Raw genomic sequence first — 20,712 nt, 5'->3', positions numbered from 1 at the left:
CGAGGAGGCCGGTTGGTTTAAGTTGACACCTTTGTCGAGGTGTCGCTGGCGGCGAGTTGCCTCCAGTAGTTTGCCTCAGCTTCTGCCGGAGGGATGCCCCCAATCGGCGTGAGCAGTCGGACGTGGTTGAACCAGTGCACCCATTGCAGGGTGGCCAGTTCCACGGATTCCCTGGTCTTCCAAGGTCCCCGGCGGTGAATCAACTCGGCCTTGTACAGACCGTTGATGGTCTCGGCCAGCGCGTTGTCATAGCTGTCTCCCCTGCTGCCCACCGAAGGTTGTATGCCCGCCTGGTCCAAGCGTTCGGTGTAGCGGATGCTGACGTACTGACTGCCCCTGTCGGAATGGTGCGTCAAGACATGGGCCGCTGGCTGGCGTTCGTACAGAGCCTGCTCCAGGGCATCGAGCACGAAGTCCGTCTGCATGCTGCGACTGACGCGCCAGCCCACGATGCGCCGAGCGTACACATCCACCACAAAGGCCACATACAACCAGCCTTGCCAGGTGGAGACATAGGTGAAGTCCGACACCCATAGCTCGTTGGGACGGCTGGCATGGAAGTGCCGGTTGACGTGGTCCAGCGGGCACGGGGCCGAGGTATCCGGCGTGGTGGTGCGCACCGCCCTGCCACGGCGTGCCCCTTGCAAGCCCATGGCACGCATCAGACGCTCGACCGTGCAGCGCGCCACCACGATGCCCTCGCGGTTCATCTGCAGCCAGACCTTGTCGGCTCCGTAGACCTGCCAGTTGGCGTGCCACACGCGCTGAATGTCGGCCTTCAAACCCTCGTCACGCTGGGCGCGTGCACTGCGCAGTTGCGCGTTGCGTTGCCGGGCTGCGTGGCGCCAGTAACACGACGGGGCCATCTGCAGCGCCCGGCAGATGGGCTCGACCCCGTAGTCATCACGGTGGCGGTCGATGTAGGCCTTCACGACTTGAGTCGGCGGTCGAGCTCCGCCTGCGCGAAAAACGCGCTGGCCGTCTTCAGGATGTCGTTGGCCCGGCGCAATTCTTTGACCTCACGCTCCAGTTCCTTGATGCGCTGCGCATCCGAGGTGGTGGTGCCGGGGCGCTGGCCGCTGTCGACCTCGGCCTTCTTGACCCAGTCGTTCAAGGTCTGTGGCACGCAGCCAATCTTGGGGGCAATCGATTCAATCGCTGCCCACAGCGACGGGTAGTCGGCTCGGTGCTCCTGCACCATGCGCACGGCGCGCTCGCGCACTTCCGGGGAGAACTTCGGTGACTTGTTCATAGCTCCATCTTCTCAAGTGTTGGAGCCTCCTCAAAACCCGGGGCGGTTCATGGTTCTGGTCAGATTCAATCAAGTCCAAAAGGGGGCGAAACTCACTCCATATGTACTCTCTTCGCTCGGCATACGTGGCGTACTTGCTTTTTATAAATTGCCAAAACTGAGGCAGGCTTCGGCAGGTTCTCACGAAGCCTGGAACCAGGGAGTCAAATCGCTTCTCCGACAAAACGACCTGTCGTAGCCTCACATAGTCGGCGTCGTTTTCGTCGTTGCCGGTTGCTCGTGCAACCATCAGGTTCTGGAGCGTTTCTACCTGCTCTTTGTAGACGTTCATGTTTGGTCACCCCTTCACACACACCACCTGCTTGAGCGTGTACACCACCTCCACCAGGTCTTCCTGCGCCGTCATCACCGCATCGATGTCCTTGTACGCCATCGGGATCTCATCGATCACGTCGGCGTCCTTTCGGCATTCCACGCCTTCGGTCGCCTTGATCTGGTCTTCCACGGTGAACAGTTTCTTGGCCTTGGTGCGGCTCATGGTTCGCCCTGCGCCGTGGCTGCAGCTGTTGAAGCTCTCGGGGTTGCCTTTTCCGCGCACGATGAAGCTCTTGGCCCCCATGCTCCCCGGGATGATTCCCAGCTTGCCCTGCTCGGCACTCACCGCGCCCTTTCGGGTCACGAACACGTCTTGCCCGAAGTGCGTCTCGCGCTGCACGTAGTTGTGGTGGCAGTTCACGGCTTCCACGTGGGTCTCGAACGGCTTGGTGATGACCTGGCGCAGCGCGGCAATCACGCGGCCCATCATCACCTCGCGGTTGGCGGCAGCAAATTTCTGCGCCCACCCCACGGCCTTCACGTAATCGCCAAAGTACTGCGCGCCTTCTTCAAAGTACGCCAGGTCCTTGTCCGGCAGGTTGCGCTGGTGCAGCTCAGCGTCCTTCTTGGCCAGCTCGATAAAGTGGGTGCCGATGGCGTTCCCCACCCCGCGTGAGCCGGAGTGCAGCATCACCCACACGGACTGGTGTTCGTCCAGGCAAATTTCGATGAAGTGGTTCCCCGTTCCCAGCGTTCCCAGGTGCTTGTAGTTGTTCGTGTTCTTGATGCGCGGGTGCGCTTCGCAAATCTCGTCGAACTCATCCACCAGCGCGGCCCAGGCGCGGTCGGTTTCTGCAGGCGGCGTATCCCAGCTTCCCTTGTCACGGCCGAAGCGCTTGGGGGTCATTCCCACGGGCACGGCGCGCTCGATGGCGGCGCGCACGCCGGACAGGTTGTCAGGCAGGTCGCTGGCCGTGAGCGTGGTCTTGCACGCCATCATTCCGCACCCCAGGTCCACGCCCACTGCGGCGGGGATGATGGCCTTGAGCGTGGGCACCACCGAGCCGATGGTGGCGCCAATCCCCAAGTGCACATCGGGCATCACCGCCACATGCTTGAAGACGATGGGCAGGCGGGCAATGTTGCGCAGCTGGTTCTTGGCGTCTTCCTCCACAGGCACGCCGTTGGTCCACATCTTCACGGGGACGCCGTTCGGGACTTCGTATTGTTCGTAGTTGTTCATGGTGTTCTTTCGTCTTGCTTGTTCTTATCTTGTCTGCATGATCCTGGCACTGTGCCATGGGCTTCAGCGCATCTTCACCAGCCCATTCAGCACCTGGTCCAGGCCGCCAAACACCGAGATCTTGTCGATCCGCTCGGCCACGCGTTCCAGCGTCTCCAGCTCCTTCATGCGCAGGGCGACGGGGTTGTCCTCCATCACCTTGGCGGTGTTGAGCAGCGAGCGCGTGGCGGCGGTTTCCTCGCGGCGGCGGATCACGTTGGCCTCGGCCTGCTTCTGGGCTTGCACCACCTGGGTCAGGATGGTTTTCATCTCGCCGGGCAGGACGATGTCCTTCACGCCCACGCTTTCCAGCTGCATGCCGTAGGGCAACAGCTTGGCGGCCATGTGTGCAGTCACCACCTCGTCGATCACCGTCTTGTTCTCCAGCAGTTCGTCGAGCGTGCGGGTGCCCACGGCGGCGCGCAGCGCAAACTGCAGCTCGCGGTACAGGTGATCGGCAGGCTTTTGCAACTGGGCAAAGGCGCGCAGCACATCGGCATAGCGGTAGGTGGCGCACAGGTTCAGGCGCAGGCCCACCTTGTCGCGGGTCATGATGTCCTGGCCCGATACCTCCACGGCTTGCAGGCGCAGGTCCACCAGCTCCACGGCGATGGTGCGGCCGTACTTCCAGAACGCGTAGGTGCCAGCGGTCAGCAGGCGCTCCACCTTGCCGTCCACCGTCAGTAGCGCGCACTGGCCTTCGGGCACCTGCACCTGCAGTACGCCGGTCAGGCCCGTCACCGCGCGCTGGCGCAGCTGGGCTTGCGTCAAACGCGCCACCAGGTCGGCGGGCAGTTCTGCGCCGGCTTGCAGGTCCACCACCTGTACGCTCACCTCTACCAGGCCTTTCCAATACAGGCGGCGGGTGCCGGGCGGCAGGATCTCGACCAGCACACCGTTTTCGCTGCGCAGGCCCACTTCGGTTTCCGACAGGTTCACCTGCACAAACTCGGCTGCCACCACGGCAGGCTCCTGCGCCATAAGGTACTCGGCCAGGCCGTGGGTGAAGGCGGGTTGTTCGAGGGCGAAGGTCTCCACGCGCAGCTCGTCAGTGCCCGCAAAGAGCCAGTAGGTACCGCTGTGCAGCACGCGATCAAAGCTGCCGTTACGCAGCAGCAGGGCGCGTTCGCTTTTCTTCACGACGGCTCGTTGAAACATCTTCAGCATCTCTTTTCCTCTCTCTCTTCTTTGTTGTCGTATCGGGTTGCCGTTACAGCGATGGCGGGGTGCCAGGGGGCACAGCCAGGGCCCTGCAGTGCGCCTTGTCTGCTGCCCCGCAGGCGGGGCGGCAGCGTGGCTGGCTGCGGGCGCGGGCTGTGCCCGGTGCTGGCACAAACCGCCACCGGCTGACGGGGCGGGGTCTTGCGGCGGCGTCTAGATAAACGCAACCCTGGGGCCGCTCCCCGCGTTCGGCGGGTGGTCTTTCGACCGGTACTTCCAATCAAGGTCTTGCGACCGTGGGCAGGAATCGAACCTGCGACAACCGCCTTTCGGCGGGGCTCTACCAGACTGAGCTACCAGTGGTGACACGCCTGGAGTCGCACCAGGCACGTCCTTTCGGAGTGGCTACTGCGGCCGTGCCGTCATCCAGTGTTTGCGGTGTGCGGCATGCAGGGCATCGACAGGGCCCGAAGGTCCCGGATTTCCGGCACCGGCGGGGCGGACTTCTGTCCCAACCCCGGCCTGTGAGCGGTCACCGCTTGCGCTGGATGCCTTGTCTATTGCCAGATGCGTGCCAGGTGGGTGGCTAGGGTGTCGCTGGTTTGTAACTTGTTGATTTGAATGGATAGAAAATCCTGAAAGGGATTCTTTTGATTTATGTGATGTGGGAATACTAGAATTAAAACTAAATAAATAGATTGATATCTATGCGTAAAAACAAGGTGGTGATCGGCTTTCTGGGCACGCAGCTTGACTCCGGCCGGGGCGCGGGGCGGTGGGAGAAGTGGCGCCCCACCGTGTCGCTGGTGCAGCACGAAGACGTGGTGATTGATCGGCTGGAGCTGCTCTACACCCTTGCGCACCAAGACCTGGCTCAGCTCGTGCAGGCCGACATGGCTCTTGCCTCGCCCGAGACCACGGTGAACCTGGTGCCCATGCCCATTGCCGACCCGTGGGACTTTGGCGAGGTGTATGCCCAGCTCTTTGACTGGACGCAGGCTTACCGCTTCGACACCGAGCGCGAGGAGTACTGGACGCACATCACCACGGGTACGCACGTAGCGCAGATCTGCCTGTTCTTGCTGGTGGAGTCGCGCCGTATTCCGGGCGTGCTGGCGCAGACTTCGCCCCCGAAGCGCCAGCAGGCGGGCAACCCCGGCAGCATTGCGCTGATCGACTTGGATCTCTCGCGCTACGACGTGATTGCCCAGCGCTTTGGCGCAGAGCAGCGCGATGCGGTGCAGTTCTTGAAAAGCGGCATTGCCACGCGCAATGCGCGCTTCAACGGACTGATCGACGAGGTGGAGCGCGTGGCCGTGCGCTCGCGTGCGCCCATCCTGTTCACCGGGCCCACGGGCGCCGGCAAGTCGCATCTGGCGCGGCGCATGTTTGAGCTGAAGAAAGCCCGCCACCAGGTGGCAGGCGAGTTCGTCGAAGTGAACTGCGCCACGCTGCGCGGTGACGGAGCGGCATCCACCCTGTTTGGCCACAAGAAGGGCGCCTTCACGGGTGCGGCGGCTGACCGGCCCGGCCTGCTGCGTGCGGCGCACCAGGGTGTGCTGTTCCTCGACGAAATAGGCGAGCTGGGCCTGGACGAGCAGGCGATGCTGCTCAAGGCCGTGGAAGAAAAGCGCTTCTACCCCATGGGCAGCGACTGTGAGGTGGAGAGCGACTTTCAGCTGGTGGCGGGTACTAACCGCGACCTGCGCACCGAGGTGGCGGCCGGGCGCTTCCGCGAAGACCTGTTTGCGCGCATCAACCTGTGGAGCTATGTGCTGCCCGGCCTGGCGCAGCGGCCCGAGGACATCGAGCCCAATGTGGACTACCTGCTTATGCGCGTGGCCGCCGAGCTGGGCGGCGCGGTGCGGTTCACCAAAGAGGCCAAGGCCGCGTACCTGCGCTTTGCCACGGGCCCCGAGGCCCTGTGGAGCGGCAACTTTCGCGACCTGGCCGCCAGTGTGACCCGGCTGGCCACGCTGGCAGAAGCAGGCCGCATTGGCGAATCGCTGGTGCAGGCCGAAGTGGCACGGCTGCGCTGGCTATGGCAACCGCAGGGCGTGGGGGCTGCCACTGCACCCGATGGCGAAGCGGCGCTGCAGGCCTTGGTGGGCGACGCGGTGTGGGATGCCATGGACCTGTTTGACCGCCTGCAACTGCAGGCCGTGGCCGGGGTGTGCCGGCGTGCGCGCAGCCTGTCGGATGCCGGGCGGGTGCTGTTCCAGGCCTCGCGCACGCAGCGCTCCGTGGTCAACGATGCAGACCGCCTGCGCAAGTACCTGGCGCGGTTTGGGCTGACGTGGGAGCAAGTGGCGGGCGCGTGAGCTGCGTCAGGGCTTGCGCGCCGTCATCAAGAACAAGGGGTACTCCCGCCCATTGCGGTGCTGCATGCGCAGGATTTCGGTGAACGCCACGTCCCGCAGGCCTGCGTGCTCGGCCTGTGCCTGCAGGGCCTGGGGGGCAAAGCCGAAGTGGTGCACGCCCTTGGCTTCGTTGTCGCCGTGAAAGCTGCCGTCTTCTTGGTACAGATCGACCAGGGCCACGCGCCCGCCGGGGTGCAGGGCGCTGGCAAAGGCCTGCATCAGTGCGGTGGTGTCGGCCACATGGTGCAGGGCCATACAGCTGACGATGGCGTGGTAGCGCCCCGGCAGGCCGGCAAAGATGTCGCCCTGGTGCGGTGTGATGTTGGCAAAGCCCTTGTCGGCCAGCACCTGCAGCATGGCGCCAGACATGTCCAGCGCCGTGACCTGCTCCACCAGGGGTGCGATTTGAGTGGCCAGCAGGCCGGTGCCCGCGCCAAAGTCCAGCACATGGTCGGTGGGGGCCAGGGGCAAATGCGCCAGCAGGCGCGGCGGCACGGCGCCCAGTTGTTGGGACATGGGGCGCTGGTCCCAGTCGCGGGCGGCGGTGTCGAAGTGGGAGTGGGCTGCGGTCATGGTGCAAGTATCTGCCAGGCGCCGTGGCGTCCCGCCGGTCTGGGATAATCACGCCCGTGAAGCGCGCCAGACCGCCGCTGGTGCAATCTGGGAAACCAGGCACTGGAGGAACGTCCGGACTGCACAGGACAGCGTAGCAGCTAACGGCTGCCCACCGTGAGGTGAGGATCAGAGCAACAGAGACGAGTCCCGGGGGAGTGCCGCAAGGCAGACCACTGGGGGTGAAACGGGCAATCTCTACGCGCAGCAATACCAAGTAGGCCAGCCACGGGAGCAGGGCGACCTCTCTCGACCTTGTGGATCCGCAGGGAGAGCTGGCGGGTAGGTAGCATCGAGCCGGGTGGGCGACCCCCGGCCCAGAGTAATGGCGGTCACGCTGCGGGCAACCGCAGTGCACAGAATCCGGCTTATCGGCGCGCTTCACACTTTTTTAGCCAAAAATGGCTCCAACGCTTATGGGGCAAGCGCTGGCAGCTCTCATTTTTGATGTGTCACAGCGCTGAGCAATGGGGCGACTGCCCCTGCTGCAGCGCGTGGGCGCGCTCCACCGTGTCGGGGTGGCTGCTCAGCAGCGACCAGATCGGGTGCGCGGCTTCGGCCTTGCCCTGCTTTTGGGGCGCGGGCTGGCTCGCGCCGGACTTCTGGCTGCCTTCAGCGTCGTCCTCGTCGTGCGCGATGGCCAGCAGCAGCGTGCCCATGGGCGCCGTGGGCAGGGCGGCGTGGCGCATCAGGCCGATGGCAAAGCAGTCGGCCTCGCGCTCATGGTTGCGCCGGTAGTGCAGCCCGGTGAGCAGCGCGCCGCCCGTGGAGAGCACGCCCGACACATCGCCCAGTGCCAGCCCCAGGCCCATTTGCAGCACGCCTTGCTCCACGACCATGCGCGTGGTGTGGCGGTGCACCATATGGCCGATCTCGTGCGCCAGCACGCCCACCAGCGCGTCGTCGTCCAGGCCCTGCTTGGCGGCCGCCTGCACCAGGCCATCGGTCATCACCACCTGCCCGCCGGGCAGGGCAAAGGCGTTGGCGCCCAGGCCGGAGCGGAATTCCAGCTGCAGCCGCGGTGCGTAGCCGGGGTAGCGCTGCAGCGCGGGCGGGATCTGCCCGGCCAGCGCATCAAAACGTGCACGCAGCTGCGCCTGGCGCTCGGGTGGCAGCTTGCTCGGCTTGAGCAGGCCATCGTCCATCTGCCGCAGGCCTTGGTCGGCCAGCGCGGCTTCCCAGCCCACGGGCACCCAGCGCGTGAGCTGCGTGGCCATCCACGGTGTGCCATAGCGGTAGAACAGGGTCAGGCCGATGGCAGCGGCCAGCAGCACGGCCAGCAGCACGCTCCAGCGCGTCTGCATGCGCTGGGCCAGGCCGGGGCGCGCGCCCGCTGCGGCCAGGGCCGCGTGCCAGGCAGACACGGCGTCGATTTCCAGGCTGCCGTGATCGCGCAGGTCCACCACCACGCGTGCCTGGGGGCGGCGCGCATTCCAGGCCTCGGGCCAGCCCACGTCCTGGTGGGCAAACACTACCGGCGCCGCGCCCGGTGCCGACAGCGGATGCAGGTGCAGCGACGGCCCCCGGGCCGTGGCCCGCAAGCCCACCAGCACCGGCCGCGCCTGGCTGCTGCGTCCGTCAAACCAGCGTCCCGGGAGCAGATCGCCGGGTGCGACGGTAGATTCCTGAGATGCATTCAACGGGTGGTCTCCTCGACAAAGCACTCCAGCCCCAAAAACTGGCGCGGCCCAGCCCAGTGGCCCCCGCGCAAGGGCCGCCCCGCCGCGCTGGGGGCGTTCCCCTGCCCGCAGCGCATAGCGCTGCGAGAGCGGGGGGAAGCGGCGCAGCCGCTCAGGGGGGTGTTCGTGATCACCCGATCAGGTCCAGCCCCGCCGCATCGGCCAGCGCATCGCCCAGCCCGCCCTCCTGGTGGCGCAGCATTTGGCCTGCCAGCTGGTCCACGCCCCCTTTGACGTGCAGCGTGACCGATTCAAGCTTCATGGCGTACTCGCTCACCCGCGCAAAGGGCCGGTAAAAACCCAGCGTCAGCAGCGTGAGCAGCAGGTTGCGCACGCGCAGCCAGACAAACCCGCGCACACTCAGCGTGCAGCGAAAGCGGGCCACCTGGCTCACGCCGATGTTGTTCCATTGCAGCAGGAACATGCGCGCCTCGCGGTAGGCGCGTGCCGGTGCCGAGGCCAGCAGCAAGAGCATGAACAGTGCAAAAAAGCCGAACAGCAACAGGAAGAACACCCACACCCCGGCGTTCTTGCCCAGGCCCGCCAGCAGCGCCACCGAGCCCCCCGCCGCCAGCGTCACCAGTGCCACCATGCCCAGCAAGCACAGCAGGAACACCCCCACCGTGGCCAGCCAGATCTTGACGAAATCCATGTACACCGGCTTCCAGCGTCCGGCCTCGGCGCCCAGGTGGGTGCGCAGCACCAGCAGGCTCTGGTAGTTGTATTCCAGCCGAATGAAGCACAGCAGCGACAGCACCACGCCCAGCAGCAGCAAGGCCCACAGCGCCGGTGGCAGCGCGGGCATGGCGCTGCTCTTTTCGTCGCCGTCGGGGGTGGCGCCGTCCAGGGCCTGGGCCAGCTCGGGGGCCACCCAGCGCAGCCCGAACACCACCCCAATCCACACCAACGCAATGGCAAACACCGGCCAACTGGCGCTGTACACCTCGCGCCAGCTTGCCGCAAACCGCAGGCGCAGCCCGCGCCAGCGCGTGTTGCCCAACCGAAACCGCATGGCGCTGGCCCATAGGTAGGGCGCCAGCACTGCGCCGCCCAGCAGCAGCAAGGCCACGGCCGTGTCTTGCCCAGTGTCCACGGCGATGTTATAGGCCAGCGTGAGCAGGACCAGCAGCACAAAACCCGTCACCATCTTGCGCTGCGGCGCCGTGAATTCCAGTGGGCTGTCGGCCACCAGCGTGTGGCCATAGAAATACTGCACCGTGCGCCTGCGCGCCCAGGGGGTGTACAGGCCCAGCGTCACGATGCTGAGCAGTACGTTGACGATCCAGACACGGAAATACTCCCCACCGCGGCCGGAAAACTCCAACGGGTGGGCGTCGATCGCTGCTGACTCCAAGGGTGCCGCCTGCGCCGATGCGTTGCTGCGGGGTGGGTGTTCCATGGTCTCCCTCCAGGATGGCCGGGCAGTGTAGCAGTGGCGTGTGAATTTTGATCTGAAAGCGCCCGCAGCGCTTGTGTCCACAGCGCGGTTAGCTATGGTTTTTGATGGTGCTGCCACGGCCCAGGCCAGCGGCCCCCGCGCAAGGGCCGCCCCGCCGCGCTGGGGGCGTCCCCCCTCACGGCGAAGCCGAGAGAGGGGGGAAGGCGCGCAGCGCCACAGGGGGTGTCAGAACTTCTCCCAAGGTTGAAGATAGCGCCACTGCCCCTCGGGCACCTTGGCCAGCGGCACGCGGCCGAGGCGGATGCGTTTGATGGCCAGCACCTGCAGGCCCACGGCCTCGCACATGGCCGGAATCTGCCCAGGGCGTATGCCCTTGAGCGCGAAGCGCAGCTTGGTTTCGTTTTGCCAGCTCACCTTGATGGGGGGCAGCGGCCGGCCGTTGAACGAGAGGCCGTGGCAGAGCTTTTTCAGGCCGTTGTCGGCGATCTGGCCCGCCACCTCGACGATGCACTCCTGCTCCAGCGTCTCGATGTCCTCCTGCAGCTTGCGCGCGATGCGCTTGTCCTGCGTATAGACCACCAGCCCGCTGGCCGGCGTGGGCAGCGGCGTGAAGCATTCCAGCTGTTTGAAGTGGCGCAGCAGCACGCGGATGCCTGCGGCGTCCTCGGGCAGGTGGCTCTGCGCGTTCAGCAGCGTGAGGGCGGAGGGCGCGCCCTGGCTGCGGCTGCCGTGCGCTGCCGCGCCGGCCTCCAGCCCCAGCCCGGCCTCGTAGCCCGGCGGCTTGTGCAGCAGCAGGGTGACGGGGGTGAGCTCCAGCAGGCTGGCGTCCGGCGCCAGTTCCACGCGCTGCTGCGGCGCGACGCGCGCGCCGGGCAGCTCCACCACCTGGCCATCGACGCTGACCCAGCCGCCCTCGATGTACTGTTCGGCGGTGCTGCGCGAGAGGCTGTGCTCGGCCGCCAGGCGCTTGGCCAGGCGCACGGTGTTGTCGCTCGGCTCAGTCATTGCCCGGCTCCAGCGCGCGGATGCGCTCCACATGCGCGATCAGCGAGCGCTGCGCCAGCGGCCACATGCGCGGCGGCACGTCGGCATAGGCCAGTTCCACCCACTGCTCCACCGTACCTTCGGGGAGCTGCTGCATGGCGGCGATGACCTTGGCCTCGCGCGCCAGGCGGTGGCCCTTGAGTTGGGCGATGGCGGCGCGGGCCTCGCCCAGCACATGGCCGTGCGCGGGCAGGATGAACTCCACGCCGTGTTCGGCGCACAGCTGGTCGAGCCGGTCGAGCGCGTCGAGGTAGTCGGCCATGTTGCCGTCGGGCGGGTTGATGATGGTCGTGCTGCCGTTGAGGATGTGGTCGCCGGAAAACAGCAGACCGTCTTCGCGCAGCAGCAGGCACACATGGTTGGCCGCGTGGCCCGGTGTGTGCACCACCTGCAGCGTATGGGTGATTTCGCCTTCCAGCCCTTTACCGGTGAGCGTGAGCCGCTCATCATTCGATAGCGAACGGTCGGGAGTGAACTGGCTGTCGGCACGCGCCGTGGGGGCCGAGGGCAGGCCCAGGATGGGCGGCGCGGCGCGGCCCGCGCGTGCGCAGAGCTGTTGCAGCGGCGCGGCGCCGGGCGAGTGGTCGGGGTGCGAGTGCGTGCAGACGATCCAGCGGATGTCGCCGCCCGCGGCGCGCCACAGGCGTTCCAGGTGCTCCGCGTCCGCCGGGCCGGGGTCGATGGCGATGTAGCCCGTGGCCGGGTCGCCCACGAGGTAGCTGTTGGTGCCGGGGCCGGTCATCACGCCGGGGTTGGGGGCGGTGAGGCGCTGCACGTTCTTCAAGAGCTGCACCGGGCGCTCGCTCTGCCAGTCCAGCGCGTGGGCGATCTGCCCGTCGGGGCAGACCAGGGCCAGCTCGCCGAAGGGCATTTCGTCTTCCATGTAGCGCGCTTCCTTGCCGGCCAGCAGGCCCGCGCGCGGGCAGCTCGTCCACAGCGGGGCTTCGCTCACGGCGCAGGCGGCCAGCACGTCATCCACGCGCTTGAATTGCGCCAGCCTTTGCAGCGTGCGGATGGTCGGGAAGATCATGAAGAAGCCGCCAGCCGCGTGGCGATCCAGCGCCTCCTGGGGGCGCACCCACTGGGGCTCGAACTGCTCGGCCTCGTCGGCTACGGGCGTCTGGCCCTCGGGCATGCGCGCCACGAGAAAGGGCACGTCGAAGCGCTTGGGCAGGTCGCGGTCGGTGATCCAGCGCGCCAGGGTGAACACGCCGTCGGCCGCCAGTTGCAGGCCGCGCGCCTGGCACTGCGCGGCGAAGGGGGCGTGGCGGTCGAGTGCGGCGATGTCGTCGGCATCGGCCCAGCGGCCGTCAGGGTGGCGCGCCAGCAGCACGCCCAGCTCTTCGAAGCTCTCGCGGATGGCAGCGATGGCCTGGGTGAGCTGCTCGTCGCTCTGCGTGGCGCGGCGCGCGGCGGTGGCGTGCGATTGCGCATCGAGTGCGTCGATGCCGCCGCCGGGGAACACATAGGCACCGGGCGCGAAGCTGGCTTTCGTCGAGCGGCGCGTCATCAGCACCTCCAGCCCCTGCGCGCCATCGCGCAGCAGCAGCACGGTGGCGGCGTTCAGGGTGGGGACGGGGGGGCGGGGCGGGTGCAGGAGCTGGCTGGGGCGTGTCATGGCTGCATTATGGGCAGGAGCCAGCGGCACAATGCCGGGCCTACCCCAAACACCCCACGATGTACCGATCCTCACAGCCATTGCGTATTTGCCCCCGTACTGCGCGGCTGCAGCGCGCCTTGCTGGGCTTGGGCGGGGGGTGGCTGGCGCTTGCGCTGGTGCTGGCCTGGCTGGACCGGGAGGGGCGCTGGATCGACCCCGGGCGAGAGACCGTCGTGCTGGTCAAGTTGTGGATTTTTTGGGCAGTGTGGGCGGTGATTCCCTGGTGTGGCGCTGCGCTGCTGGGGCTGCGCCAGCCCGCAGGGCGCAGCGCGCCGCGGCTGGCATGGCTGGGGGCGCTGGCCTTGGTGGCCTACAGCGGCCTGGTGGAGCCGCGCCTGTTGACCGTGCGCGAGCACCGCTTGCCGTTGTCGCCATCGGTGCAGGCGCAGCCGCTGCGGCTGGCGCTGGTGGCTGATGTGCATGCCGGCCTGTTCATGCGCGGCGGGCAGATCGAGCGGCTGGTGGATCGGCTCAATGCGCTGGATGTGGATGCCGTGGTGGTGGCGGGCGACTGGACCTACGAGCCGCCGCGCGATCTGCACGTGCTGCTGGCGCCGTTTGCGCGTTTGCGCCATCCGGTCTGGGGCGTGCTGGGCAACCACGACACCGGGGCGCCCGGGCCACCGCTGGCGGCGGCGCTGCGCCAGGCGTTGCAAGGCCACGGCGTGCAACTGCTCGAAGGGCAGCGCCTGCTGTTCCGGGGCTGGGAGGTGCTGGGTTTGGGCGACCTGTGGGGCGGCGATCCGCGCGGCGACGTGGCCCGCCTGCTGCCGCCGGGCACGCCGACCGTGCCGCGGCTGGTACTGGCGCACCAGCCCGACACCGCAGCGCTGCTGCCTGCGGGCAGCGCCCGCCTGGTGCTCAGCGGACACACGCACGGCGGCCAGATCATGTTGCCCTGGATCACGCGCCACTGGGTCTTGCCCGGCATGAGTGCACAGGGCTGGTTTGAGGGGCTGAACACCACGCCGGCCGGGCCGCTGTTCGTGACGGCGGGGGTGGGCACCATTGGTCTGCCTGCGCGGCTGGCCGTAGTGCCCCGGATCGACGTGCTGCGGATCGAGTGAGTTCAGTCGCGTGCGGGAATGGCCAGCCCGCGCTGCACGGCCGGGCGCTCTACGAACGCCGCCAGCGCACGCTGCACCTGCGGGAAGCGCTCGAACTCCACCAGCTCGCCCGCGCCGTAAAAGCCCACCAGGTTGCGCACCCAGGGAAAGATGGCGATGTCGGCAATGGTGTACTCGTCGCCCATCACCCAGCGGCGGCCCGTCAGGCGCTGCTCCAGCACGCCGAGCAGGCGCTTGGATTCGGCCACGTAGCGGCCCAGCGGGCGCTTGTCCTCGTAGTCCTTGCCTGCAAACTTGTGGAAGAAGCCGAGCTGGCCGAACATGGGCCCCACGCCGCCCATCTGCCACATCAGCCATTGCAGCGTCTCGAAGCGCGCGGCAGTGTCCGCGGGCAGAAAGCGCCCGCTCTTGCTCGCCAGGTACACCAGGATGGCGCCCGACTCGAACAGTGCAAAGGGCGTGCCGTCCGGGCCGTGCGGGTCGATGATGGCGGGGATCTTGTTGTTCGGGTTGAGTGAGAGGAACTCGGGCGAGAGCTGGTCGTTGGTCTCGAAGCTCACCAGGTGCGGCTCGTAGGGCAGGCCGGTTTCCACCAGCATGATCGACACCTTCACGCCGTTGGGCGTGGGCAGGGAGTAGAGCTGGATGCGGTCCGGGTGCTGGGCCGGCCATTTGCGGGTGATGGGGAAAGCGCTCAGGTCATTCATCGGAAAGCTCCTTGCGGAAAAAACACAGCCGGACAAGGCACCGTGCCACGGTGCTGCGACAGCTACGATAATCCAAGCCATGCAGATCCGCTTTACCAAGATGCAGGGTGCGGGCAATGACTTTGTCGTGCTCGACGAGACCCAGGAACGCCTGGGGCTCACGCCCGCGCATTACCGCTTTCTGGCCGACCGCCACTTCGGCGTGGGCGCGGACCAGATCCTGACCGTGCGCCCCGCGCCCGTGCCGGGCCTGGACTTTGAATACGTGATCCACAACGCCGACGGCGGCGAGGTGGAACAGTGCGGCAACGGCGCACGCTGCTTTGCGCGCTATGTGCGCGACAAGGGGCTCACCGCCAAGGACCGCATCCGCGTGCAGACGCTGTCGGGCGTGATCGCACCCGAACTCACCCCCGACGGCCGCGTCACCGTGGACATGGGCCGCCCGCAGTTCGACCCGGCGCGCGTGCCCTTCGACGCTGCAGGCCTGGTGCCTGTGCCCCAAGGTTTGGGACAAAAATGGCCTCTTGCGCTCGATGGGCAAGCGCCAGAAGCTACTGTTTTGATAGCGGTTGTCTCGATGGGCAACCCGCATGCCGTGCAACTGGTGGAGGACGTGGACACCGCCCCGGTGGCGCAGACCGGCCCGCTCATCGAGTGCCACACCCGTTTTCCGCAGCGCGTGAACGCGGGTTACCTGCAAGTGGTGGACCGCAGCCATGTGCGCCTGCGCGTGTACGAGCGCGGTGCGGGCGAAACCCTGGCCTGCGGCACCGGCGCCTGCGCGGCCGTGGCGGCGGGCATCCGCCTGGGCCTGCTCGATGCGCGCGTGGACGTGCAGACGCGCGGCGGCCTGCTCACCATCGCCTGGAGCGGCCAGGAGGCCGACTCCGTGTTCCTCACCGGCCCCGCCGTGACCGTGTTCGAAGGCCAGATCGATATTCCCGACGCACCATGACCACCAGCAACGCCATCCCCCCCATCACCGAAGACGACATCGCCGAATACCTGCTGCGCACACCCGGCTTCTTCGAGCGCCATGCCGAGGTGCTGGCGGGCGTGCAGCTCACCAGCCCGCACGGCCAGCGCGCCGTGAGCCTGCAGGAGCGCCAGGCCGAAATGCTGCGCGAGAAGATCAAGGGCCTGGAGCAGCGCATCATCGAAATGGTGCGCCACGGCACCGAAAACGCCGCCATCGGCCAGAAGGTGCACCAGTGGACCGGTCGCCTGCTCGCCGTGCGCGACCCGTTCGACCTGCCCACCGAAGTGACCGAGAGCATCCGCGCCCTGTTTGACGTGCCCCTGGCCGCCGTGCGCGTGTGGGGCGTGGCCGGGCCGTACATCGACTGCGACTTTGCGCTGGGCGCCAGCGAAGATGCGCAGGCCTTTGCCAGCTCGCTGACCATGCCCTTCTGCGGCCCCAACCTGGGCTTCGAGCCCACGCAGTGGCTGCCCCAGGCGCTGGTCACGCCAGAGGGCGAGACCGAACCCGTGGCGCACAGCGCCCAGTCCGTGGCCCTGCTGCCCCTGCGCGAAGGCCCCATCGACAGCGCCACCCCCGCCTTCGGTCTGCTGGTGCTGGGCTCGCCCGACCCGCAGCGCTTTGACGCCACCATGGGCACGGACTTCCTGGCGCGCATGGCAGAACTCGCCAGCGCAGCCTTGCTGCGCTTGAGGTGATGTGACCACCCCCCTGTGGCGCTTTGCGCCTTCCCCCCGCTCTCGCATCGCTGGGCGATGCGGGCAGGGGGACGCCACCAGCGCCTGCACAGTGGAGTTCTGGCGGCCCTTGCGCGGTGGCTGCTGGCCTGGGCCGCGCCGGATTCGTGGGCCGTGGGCGGCGTGCAAAGCGGCCAACACATGACCGCCCCCGCGCCGCTGCCCCCCGAAGCCCAGCGCTACCTGGAGCATGTGCGCGTGGAAAAGCGCCTGGCCGCGCGCACCGTCACCCTGTACACGCTGGACCTGCAGCGCCTGCAGCAGGTGGGCGAACAGGTCGGTCTGCCGCTGTTGCAATTGCAGACCGCACACATTCGCCGCGCTGTGGCGCAGATGCATGCGGGCGGGCGCAGCGGGCGCGGCATAGCGCTCATCCTCTCGGGCTGGCGCGGCTTTTACCTGTGGGCCGCACGCCAGGGGCTGACCGCGCACAACCCCGTGCAGGGCGTGCGTGCGCCCAAGGCCCCCAAGCCCTTGCCCAAGGCACTGGGTGTGGACGACGCGGTGCGTCTGGCCGAACATGCCGAAGACGGCGTCGCCCCCTGGCTGGAAGCGCGCGATGCCGCCATGGTCGAACTGCTGTACGGCTGCGGCCTGCGCGTGGGCGAGCTCGAAGGCCTGGACGTGGCCCCTGGCCCCGACACCGAGCGCCTGGGGCGCGGCTGGATCGACCTGCAGGCCGCCGAAGTGCATGTGCGCGGCAAAGGCAGCAAGCGCCGCAGCCTGCCCTTGGGCGCGGCAGCGCTGCAGGCGCTGCAGGCCTGGCTGGCGCAGCGCGCCACGCCGTTTGCACCTGGCAGGCTGGACGCTGCGCTGTTCCTGGGCCAGCGCGGCACGCGCCTGTCGGCCCAATCCATCTGGCTGCGCCTGCGCCAGCGCAGCCAGCGCGCCGGGCTGAGCACGCCGGTGCACCCGCACATGCTGCGCCACTCCTTTGCCAGCCACTTGCTGCAAAGCAGCGGCGACCTGCGCGCCGTGCAGGAGCTGCTGGGGCACGCCAGCATCACCACCACGCAGGTCTATACCCGGCTGGACTATCAGCACCTGGCCAAGGTGTACGACCAGGCGCACCCGCGGGCGCGGCGCAAGTAGGGCGCCGCCTGCGGGGCGGCAGGCCCTTGCGCTGGCGCAAATGCCCGACAGCAGCGCTTGGTTACACTACGCCGATGCGCGCCACCCGTCTCCACCGCCGTCTCGTCGCCCTGTTGGCGATGCTGGCCATGGTGTTTGGCGCGCTGGCCCCGGCCGTGGCGCAGGCCATGGTGTCCAGCGCCAGTCCCGAGCTGGCCATGGAGGTGTGCACCAGCACCGGCATGCTGCTGGTGCAGGCCGACCCTGGCGGCGGCGACGGCTCCCAGGCCTCGCCCATGCAAAAGCCCTGCCTCTGGTGCGGCATGCACGGCGTGGCGGCACCGCCCGCCCTGCCCGCGGCGTTGCCCCTGCTGCGCTGCGCGCAGGAGATGCCGGTTGCGTTCTACCGCGCCGGGCCCACGCCCACCGTCTGGCTGGGCGCCCTCACACGCGCGCCGCCTGCTGCGCGCGGCTGACCGTACCCCCCGCACCTGATGCTTGCGGGCGGCGGGTGCCGTCCTTTCGCCTCCCCCTTCGCCTGCTGCCCGGCCCGCAGCGCGCTTGAGCGCCTGCCGATCCGCCTGCGCTGGCCACGGCCTGGCCGTGGCCGGGCGCGCCACCCCGTTCCGACCCACCCATTCCCCGAGGAAAAGCACGATGTTGCGCTACTCCACCGTCGCCCTGGCCTGTCTGCTGGTCTGTGGCATGTCTTCGTCCGCCCTGGCCCAGACCAACGATACGCTGGGCCCCATCACCATCACCATCACCGGCTCGGCCATTGACGACCGCTTTCTGTCCAGCGCCACCGATCCGGTGTCGTCCATCACCATCGGCCGCAAACAGGTGGAGGAGCAGCATGCCAAGAACCTGATCGAGGTCTTGCGCAATGTCAGCGGCATCACGGCCGACCTGCAAGGCGATGGCGAGACCGTCAAGATCAAGCTGCGCGGCGTGGAGAACCAGCGCTACATGGGCGAGAAGCCCGGTGTGGCCATCATCATCGATGGCGTGCCGGTCTTCGAGCGCACGGGCAAGGTCAACATCGACATCGACAACATCGAGTCCCTCAAGGTCATCAAGGGCGGTGCCTCCTACCTCTATGGCGAGGACGCCCTGGCAGGTGCGGTGGTCATTACCACCAAGCGTGGCGCCAGCCAGAAAGGGATCAAGGCCGAGGTGGATGCGGGTTCGTTCGGTTACCGACGAGCCATGGTGCGTGCGGGCTTTGCGCTGGATGATCTGTCGGGCCACATCCAGTACAGCGACCGCGACCAGGACGGCTACTACTTCCTCTCGCGCACCTACAGCAAGACCTTCTCGGGCAACCTCAAGTACGCGCTGGATGCGCGCAGTGACCTGAGCCTGGGCTTCGAGAAGTCCCGGCGCTTCCGCGACCGCGAGGGCTCGGTCACCGGGGTGGACAACGCGTTCACCGATCCGCGCGGCATCGACGGCGGGCGCGGCTACAGCCGCAACTTCGACGTGGATCTCGCGCGCGTCAACCTGACCTACTCCAACGACCTGGACGAGCGCAGCAACCTGCTGGCCGTGGTGTACCAGTACCAGGACGACACCACCTTCTGGGCCAACCCCATGCGCTTCACGGCCACGGGCGCGCCCACCACGGGCATCGACCACTACAGCCTGCTCAACGACTACACGCAGGTGCAGCGCGGCTTCAAGACCGAGTACCGCACCCACCGCGACCGCCTGGCGCTGATGGGCGGGCTGGAGGTCAAGCGCAACAGCTTCGACAACCGCGTCAGCACGCTCAACAGCTACCGCTCGCGCCCCACCGGCCCGGTCACCCCCGCAGGCATGGTGATGAGCGACGACGACACCGTGGAAACCAACCAGGCGCTGTACGGCGAGGCCAAGTGGGGCCTGAGTGACAGGACGGCGGCCACCTTCAACCTGCGCCACGACCGCCTGGGCGTGCGCTTCAACGCCCTGCCCGTGGCGGGCAACGGCAACCGCACGGTGGCCGAGCGCAAGGACTTTGGCGTGAACAGCTACCGCCTGGGCCTGACCCACGCGCTGGACAAGGACACCGCGCTGCACGCGGCGGTGTCCACGGGCTTCCGCGCGCCCACGGCCGAGCAGCTCTACCGCGGGCAGACCACCACCAACGCTCTGGTGCAGGGCAACCCCGACCTCCAGCCGGAAAAGGCCACCAGCTTCGAAATCGGCCTCAAGCGCCAGATGCAGCTGGTGGGCTGGCCCTCCAGCCTGAGCGCGGCGCTGTTCCAGGTGGACCGCAAGGACTTCATCCTGGACAGCAATGGCCAGTACGCGGGCAGCAACAATCCGGCGGGCGGGGGCTCGCAGTTCCGCAACATCGGCGGTGCGCGCAGCCGGGGCATGGAGCTGGAGCTGCGCACCCAGCCGCACCGCCAGTGGTCGTTCGATGTGGCCTACACCTACCTGGATTCCTGGTTCACGCGCTACGACAGCTACTACCAGACCTACGGCAACGCCAACGGTACCTATGTCGCCAGCCCTACGGCGGCGCAGCGTGCCAACCCCGGTTTCTGGCAAAGCAACTTCACGGTGCAGCGCTTTGACAACACGGGCAAGAAGATTCCGCGCACGCCACCGCACCAGTTCAACCTGCGCGCCAACTACCTGCCCGCACCGGGCTGGACGCTCAGCGGCGAGATCGACGCCAAGGCCTCGGCCTGGGCCGACGAAATCAACCAGGAAAAACTTCCGGGTCGCACCCTGCTGCACCTTACGGCGCAGTACAGCACCAAGCTCTCGGCCTGGCCCGGCGCGCGCCTGAGTGCCTACGTGCGCGTGGAAAACCTGTTCGACAAACGCTACTACCTCACGGCACGCGGTGCGGGCGATTCCAACATGGACGGCCGCTACACCAGCCAGGACCCCTCCATCGTGGTGGATCCCGGCCGTACCTGGCGCCTGGGCCTGAGCCTGCAGTTCTGAACATCGGAGCACACCATGCAAGACTTCAAATCCGTCGTGGAGTGGGGCGTGATCGGCCTGCTCCTGTCCCTGAGCGCCTGGGCCGTGGCCGTGGCACTGGAGCGCTGGCGTTTTTATCGCCAGGTGCAGGTGCAGAGCTACCGCAGCCGCGTGCGGCTGGAGACTGAGCTGACCCAGCGCCTGGGCGTGATCGGTTCCGTGGCCGCAAACGCGCCCTACATCGGCCTGCTGGGCACGGTGCTGGGCATCATGCTCACCTTCGAGGCCCTGGGCAGCAGCGGGGCCATGGATGTGAAAACCATCATGGTCGGCCTGGCCCTGGCGCTCAAGGCCACGGCCGTGGGCATTGGTGTGGCCATTCCCTGCGTGGGGCTGAACAACGCGCTGCGCCGTGTGGTGCGCGTCAAGCTGGCCGAGTTCGACGAAGCCCAGGGAGGCTGA

General features: G+C 67.5%; 17 protein-coding genes, 1 tRNA gene, 1 other RNA gene and 1 other annotated feature. Of the genes, 9 read left to right on the top strand and 10 right to left on the bottom strand.

The window, feature by feature from the left end; translation table 11 throughout:
- Positions 1-17 precede the first annotated feature (17 nt).
- From GWK50_RS16310 to GWK50_RS16295, 4 genes are all read right to left on the bottom strand, one after another.
- Positions 18-1,252 (bottom strand): IS3 family transposase gene (locus GWK50_RS16310; RefSeq protein ID WP_162014894.1). Its coding sequence is split into 2 segments (ribosomal slippage): positions 18-964 and positions 964-1,252, totalling 1,236 coding nucleotides; the frame shifts between segments, so codons are not numbered across the junction.
- Positions 858-974 (bottom strand) — a sequence feature (AL1L pseudoknot). (Overlaps the previous gene by 117 nt.)
- 337 nt (positions 1,253-1,589) lie before the next feature.
- Complete coding sequence (locus GWK50_RS16305) at positions 1,590-2,810, bottom strand: RtcB family protein (RefSeq protein WP_162017405.1); 1,221 nt, start codon at positions 2,808-2,810, stop codon at positions 1,590-1,592.
- Positions 2,811-2,873: 63 nt separating this feature from the next.
- Positions 2,874-4,016 carry a slipin family protein gene (locus GWK50_RS16300; RefSeq protein WP_162017404.1) on the bottom strand — a complete coding sequence of 381 codons (1,143 nt, stop codon included), beginning with the start codon at positions 4,014-4,016 and terminating at the stop codon, positions 2,874-2,876.
- A 285-nt stretch (positions 4,017-4,301) separates the two neighbouring features.
- Positions 4,302-4,374: transfer RNA gene (locus tag GWK50_RS16295), tRNA-OTHER, on the bottom strand.
- 343 nt (positions 4,375-4,717) lie between these two features.
- Between GWK50_RS16295 and rtcR the strand changes: the two genes are divergently transcribed.
- Positions 4,718-6,331, top strand: coding sequence for an RNA repair transcriptional activator RtcR (gene rtcR, locus GWK50_RS16290; RefSeq protein ID WP_162017403.1), 1,614 nt, complete (start codon positions 4,718-4,720; stop codon positions 6,329-6,331).
- A 6-nt stretch (positions 6,332-6,337) separates the two neighbouring features.
- Here rtcR and GWK50_RS16285 read toward each other — a convergent pair whose 3' ends face one another.
- Entirely contained in the window at positions 6,338-6,943 is a 606-nt protein-coding gene (locus GWK50_RS16285) for a class I SAM-dependent methyltransferase (protein ID WP_162017402.1), read from the bottom strand.
- A 58-nt stretch (positions 6,944-7,001) separates the two neighbouring features.
- Here GWK50_RS16285 and rnpB point away from each other — a divergent pair.
- Positions 7,002-7,369, top strand: an RNA gene (gene rnpB, locus GWK50_RS16280) — RNase P RNA component class A.
- A gap of 65 nt (positions 7,370-7,434) precedes the next feature.
- On the opposite strand, the gene GWK50_RS16275 is transcribed toward rnpB, so the two are convergent.
- The 4 genes from GWK50_RS16275 to GWK50_RS16260 form a co-directional block, all read right to left on the bottom strand.
- The gene (locus GWK50_RS16275; RefSeq protein WP_242455407.1) at positions 7,435-8,622 is read right to left on the bottom strand and encodes a M48 family metallopeptidase; all 1,188 of its coding nucleotides are present in this window, start codon (positions 8,620-8,622) and stop codon (positions 7,435-7,437) included.
- A 169-nt stretch (positions 8,623-8,791) separates the two neighbouring features.
- Positions 8,792-10,060, bottom strand: coding sequence for a YjgN family protein (locus GWK50_RS16270; protein ID WP_162017401.1), 1,269 nt, complete (start codon positions 10,058-10,060; stop codon positions 8,792-8,794).
- 225 nt (positions 10,061-10,285) lie between these two features.
- Positions 10,286-11,065 carry an rRNA pseudouridine synthase gene (locus GWK50_RS16265; protein ID WP_162017400.1) on the bottom strand — a complete coding sequence of 260 codons (780 nt, stop codon included), beginning with the start codon at positions 11,063-11,065 and terminating at the stop codon, positions 10,286-10,288.
- On the bottom strand, positions 11,058-12,722 hold the full coding sequence (locus tag GWK50_RS16260) for an MBL fold metallo-hydrolase (RefSeq protein ID WP_162017399.1): 1,665 nt from the start codon (positions 12,720-12,722) through the stop codon (positions 11,058-11,060). Before GWK50_RS16260 ends, GWK50_RS16265 begins: the two co-directional genes overlap by 8 nt.
- 59 nt (positions 12,723-12,781) lie before the next feature.
- Here GWK50_RS16260 and GWK50_RS16255 point away from each other — a divergent pair, with 59 nt between their 5' ends.
- Entirely contained in the window at positions 12,782-13,831 is a 1,050-nt protein-coding gene (locus GWK50_RS16255; protein WP_162017398.1) for a metallophosphoesterase, read from the top strand.
- A gap of 2 nt (positions 13,832-13,833) precedes the next feature.
- Here the strand turns inward: GWK50_RS16255 and GWK50_RS16250 are convergent, their stop codons facing one another.
- The gene (locus tag GWK50_RS16250) at positions 13,834-14,538 is read right to left on the bottom strand and encodes a glutathione S-transferase N-terminal domain-containing protein (protein ID WP_162017397.1); all 705 of its coding nucleotides are present in this window, start codon (positions 14,536-14,538) and stop codon (positions 13,834-13,836) included.
- Between the two features lie 79 nt (positions 14,539-14,617).
- On the opposite strand from GWK50_RS16250, the gene dapF reads away from it, so the two are divergent.
- The 6 genes from dapF (at position 14,618) to exbB (ending at position 20,712) form a co-directional block, all read left to right on the top strand.
- Positions 14,618-15,496, top strand: a complete 879-nt coding sequence (gene dapF / locus GWK50_RS16245; RefSeq protein WP_162017396.1) for a diaminopimelate epimerase — start codon at positions 14,618-14,620, stop codon at positions 15,494-15,496.
- Positions 15,493-16,218, top strand: a complete 726-nt coding sequence (locus GWK50_RS16240; RefSeq protein WP_162017395.1) for a DUF484 family protein — start codon at positions 15,493-15,495, stop codon at positions 16,216-16,218. The genes dapF and GWK50_RS16240 overlap by 4 nt, the downstream gene beginning before the upstream one ends.
- Before the next feature lie 180 nt (positions 16,219-16,398).
- A complete protein-coding gene (locus GWK50_RS16235; protein ID WP_162017394.1) occupies positions 16,399-17,349 on the top strand; it encodes a tyrosine recombinase XerC in 951 nt (316 codons plus the stop codon).
- 74 nt (positions 17,350-17,423) lie between these two features.
- The gene (locus tag GWK50_RS16230; protein WP_162017393.1) at positions 17,424-17,804 is read left to right on the top strand and encodes a DUF2946 family protein; all 381 of its coding nucleotides are present in this window, start codon (positions 17,424-17,426) and stop codon (positions 17,802-17,804) included.
- 181 nt (positions 17,805-17,985) lie between these two features.
- Positions 17,986-20,271, top strand: coding sequence for a TonB-dependent receptor (locus tag GWK50_RS16225; RefSeq protein WP_162017392.1), 2,286 nt, complete (start codon positions 17,986-17,988; stop codon positions 20,269-20,271).
- A gap of 15 nt (positions 20,272-20,286) precedes the next feature.
- Entirely contained in the window at positions 20,287-20,712 is a 426-nt protein-coding gene (exbB, locus tag GWK50_RS16220) for a TonB-system energizer ExbB (protein ID WP_162017391.1), read from the top strand.

The sequence above is a fragment of the Acidovorax sp. 210-6 genome, from assembly GCF_010020825.1.
Lineage (GTDB): Bacteria > Pseudomonadota > Gammaproteobacteria > Burkholderiales > Burkholderiaceae_C > Simplicispira > Simplicispira sedimenti.
The sequence above is the reverse complement of the archived record's forward strand: the minus strand, read 5'-3'. Positions and strand labels throughout refer to the sequence as shown.

Coding starts and splice junctions, on each gene's coding strand:
- GWK50_RS16305 (WP_162017405.1), bottom strand. CDS start 2,810: ATGAACAACTACGAACAATACGAAGTCCCGAACGGCGTCCCCGTGAAG.
- GWK50_RS16300 (WP_162017404.1), bottom strand. CDS start 4,016: ATGCTGAAGATGTTTCAACGAGCCGTCGTGAAGAAAAGCGAACGCGCC.
- rtcR (WP_162017403.1), top strand. CDS start 4,718: ATGCGTAAAAACAAGGTGGTGATCGGCTTTCTGGGCACGCAGCTTGAC.
- GWK50_RS16285 (WP_162017402.1), bottom strand. CDS start 6,943: ATGACCGCAGCCCACTCCCACTTCGACACCGCCGCCCGCGACTGGGAC.
- GWK50_RS16270 (WP_162017401.1), bottom strand. CDS start 10,060: ATGGAACACCCACCCCGCAGCAACGCATCGGCGCAGGCGGCACCCTTG.
- GWK50_RS16265 (WP_162017400.1), bottom strand. CDS start 11,065: ATGACTGAGCCGAGCGACAACACCGTGCGCCTGGCCAAGCGCCTGGCG.
- GWK50_RS16260 (WP_162017399.1), bottom strand. CDS start 12,722: ATGACACGCCCCAGCCAGCTCCTGCACCCGCCCCGCCCCCCCGTCCCC.
- GWK50_RS16255 (WP_162017398.1), top strand. CDS start 12,782: ATGTACCGATCCTCACAGCCATTGCGTATTTGCCCCCGTACTGCGCGG.
- GWK50_RS16250 (WP_162017397.1), bottom strand. CDS start 14,538: ATGAATGACCTGAGCGCTTTCCCCATCACCCGCAAATGGCCGGCCCAG.
- dapF (WP_162017396.1), top strand. CDS start 14,618: ATGCAGATCCGCTTTACCAAGATGCAGGGTGCGGGCAATGACTTTGTC.
- GWK50_RS16240 (WP_162017395.1), top strand. CDS start 15,493: ATGACCACCAGCAACGCCATCCCCCCCATCACCGAAGACGACATCGCC.
- GWK50_RS16235 (WP_162017394.1), top strand. CDS start 16,399: ATGACCGCCCCCGCGCCGCTGCCCCCCGAAGCCCAGCGCTACCTGGAG.
- GWK50_RS16230 (WP_162017393.1), top strand. CDS start 17,424: ATGCGCGCCACCCGTCTCCACCGCCGTCTCGTCGCCCTGTTGGCGATG.
- GWK50_RS16225 (WP_162017392.1), top strand. CDS start 17,986: ATGTTGCGCTACTCCACCGTCGCCCTGGCCTGTCTGCTGGTCTGTGGC.
- exbB (WP_162017391.1), top strand. CDS start 20,287: ATGCAAGACTTCAAATCCGTCGTGGAGTGGGGCGTGATCGGCCTGCTC.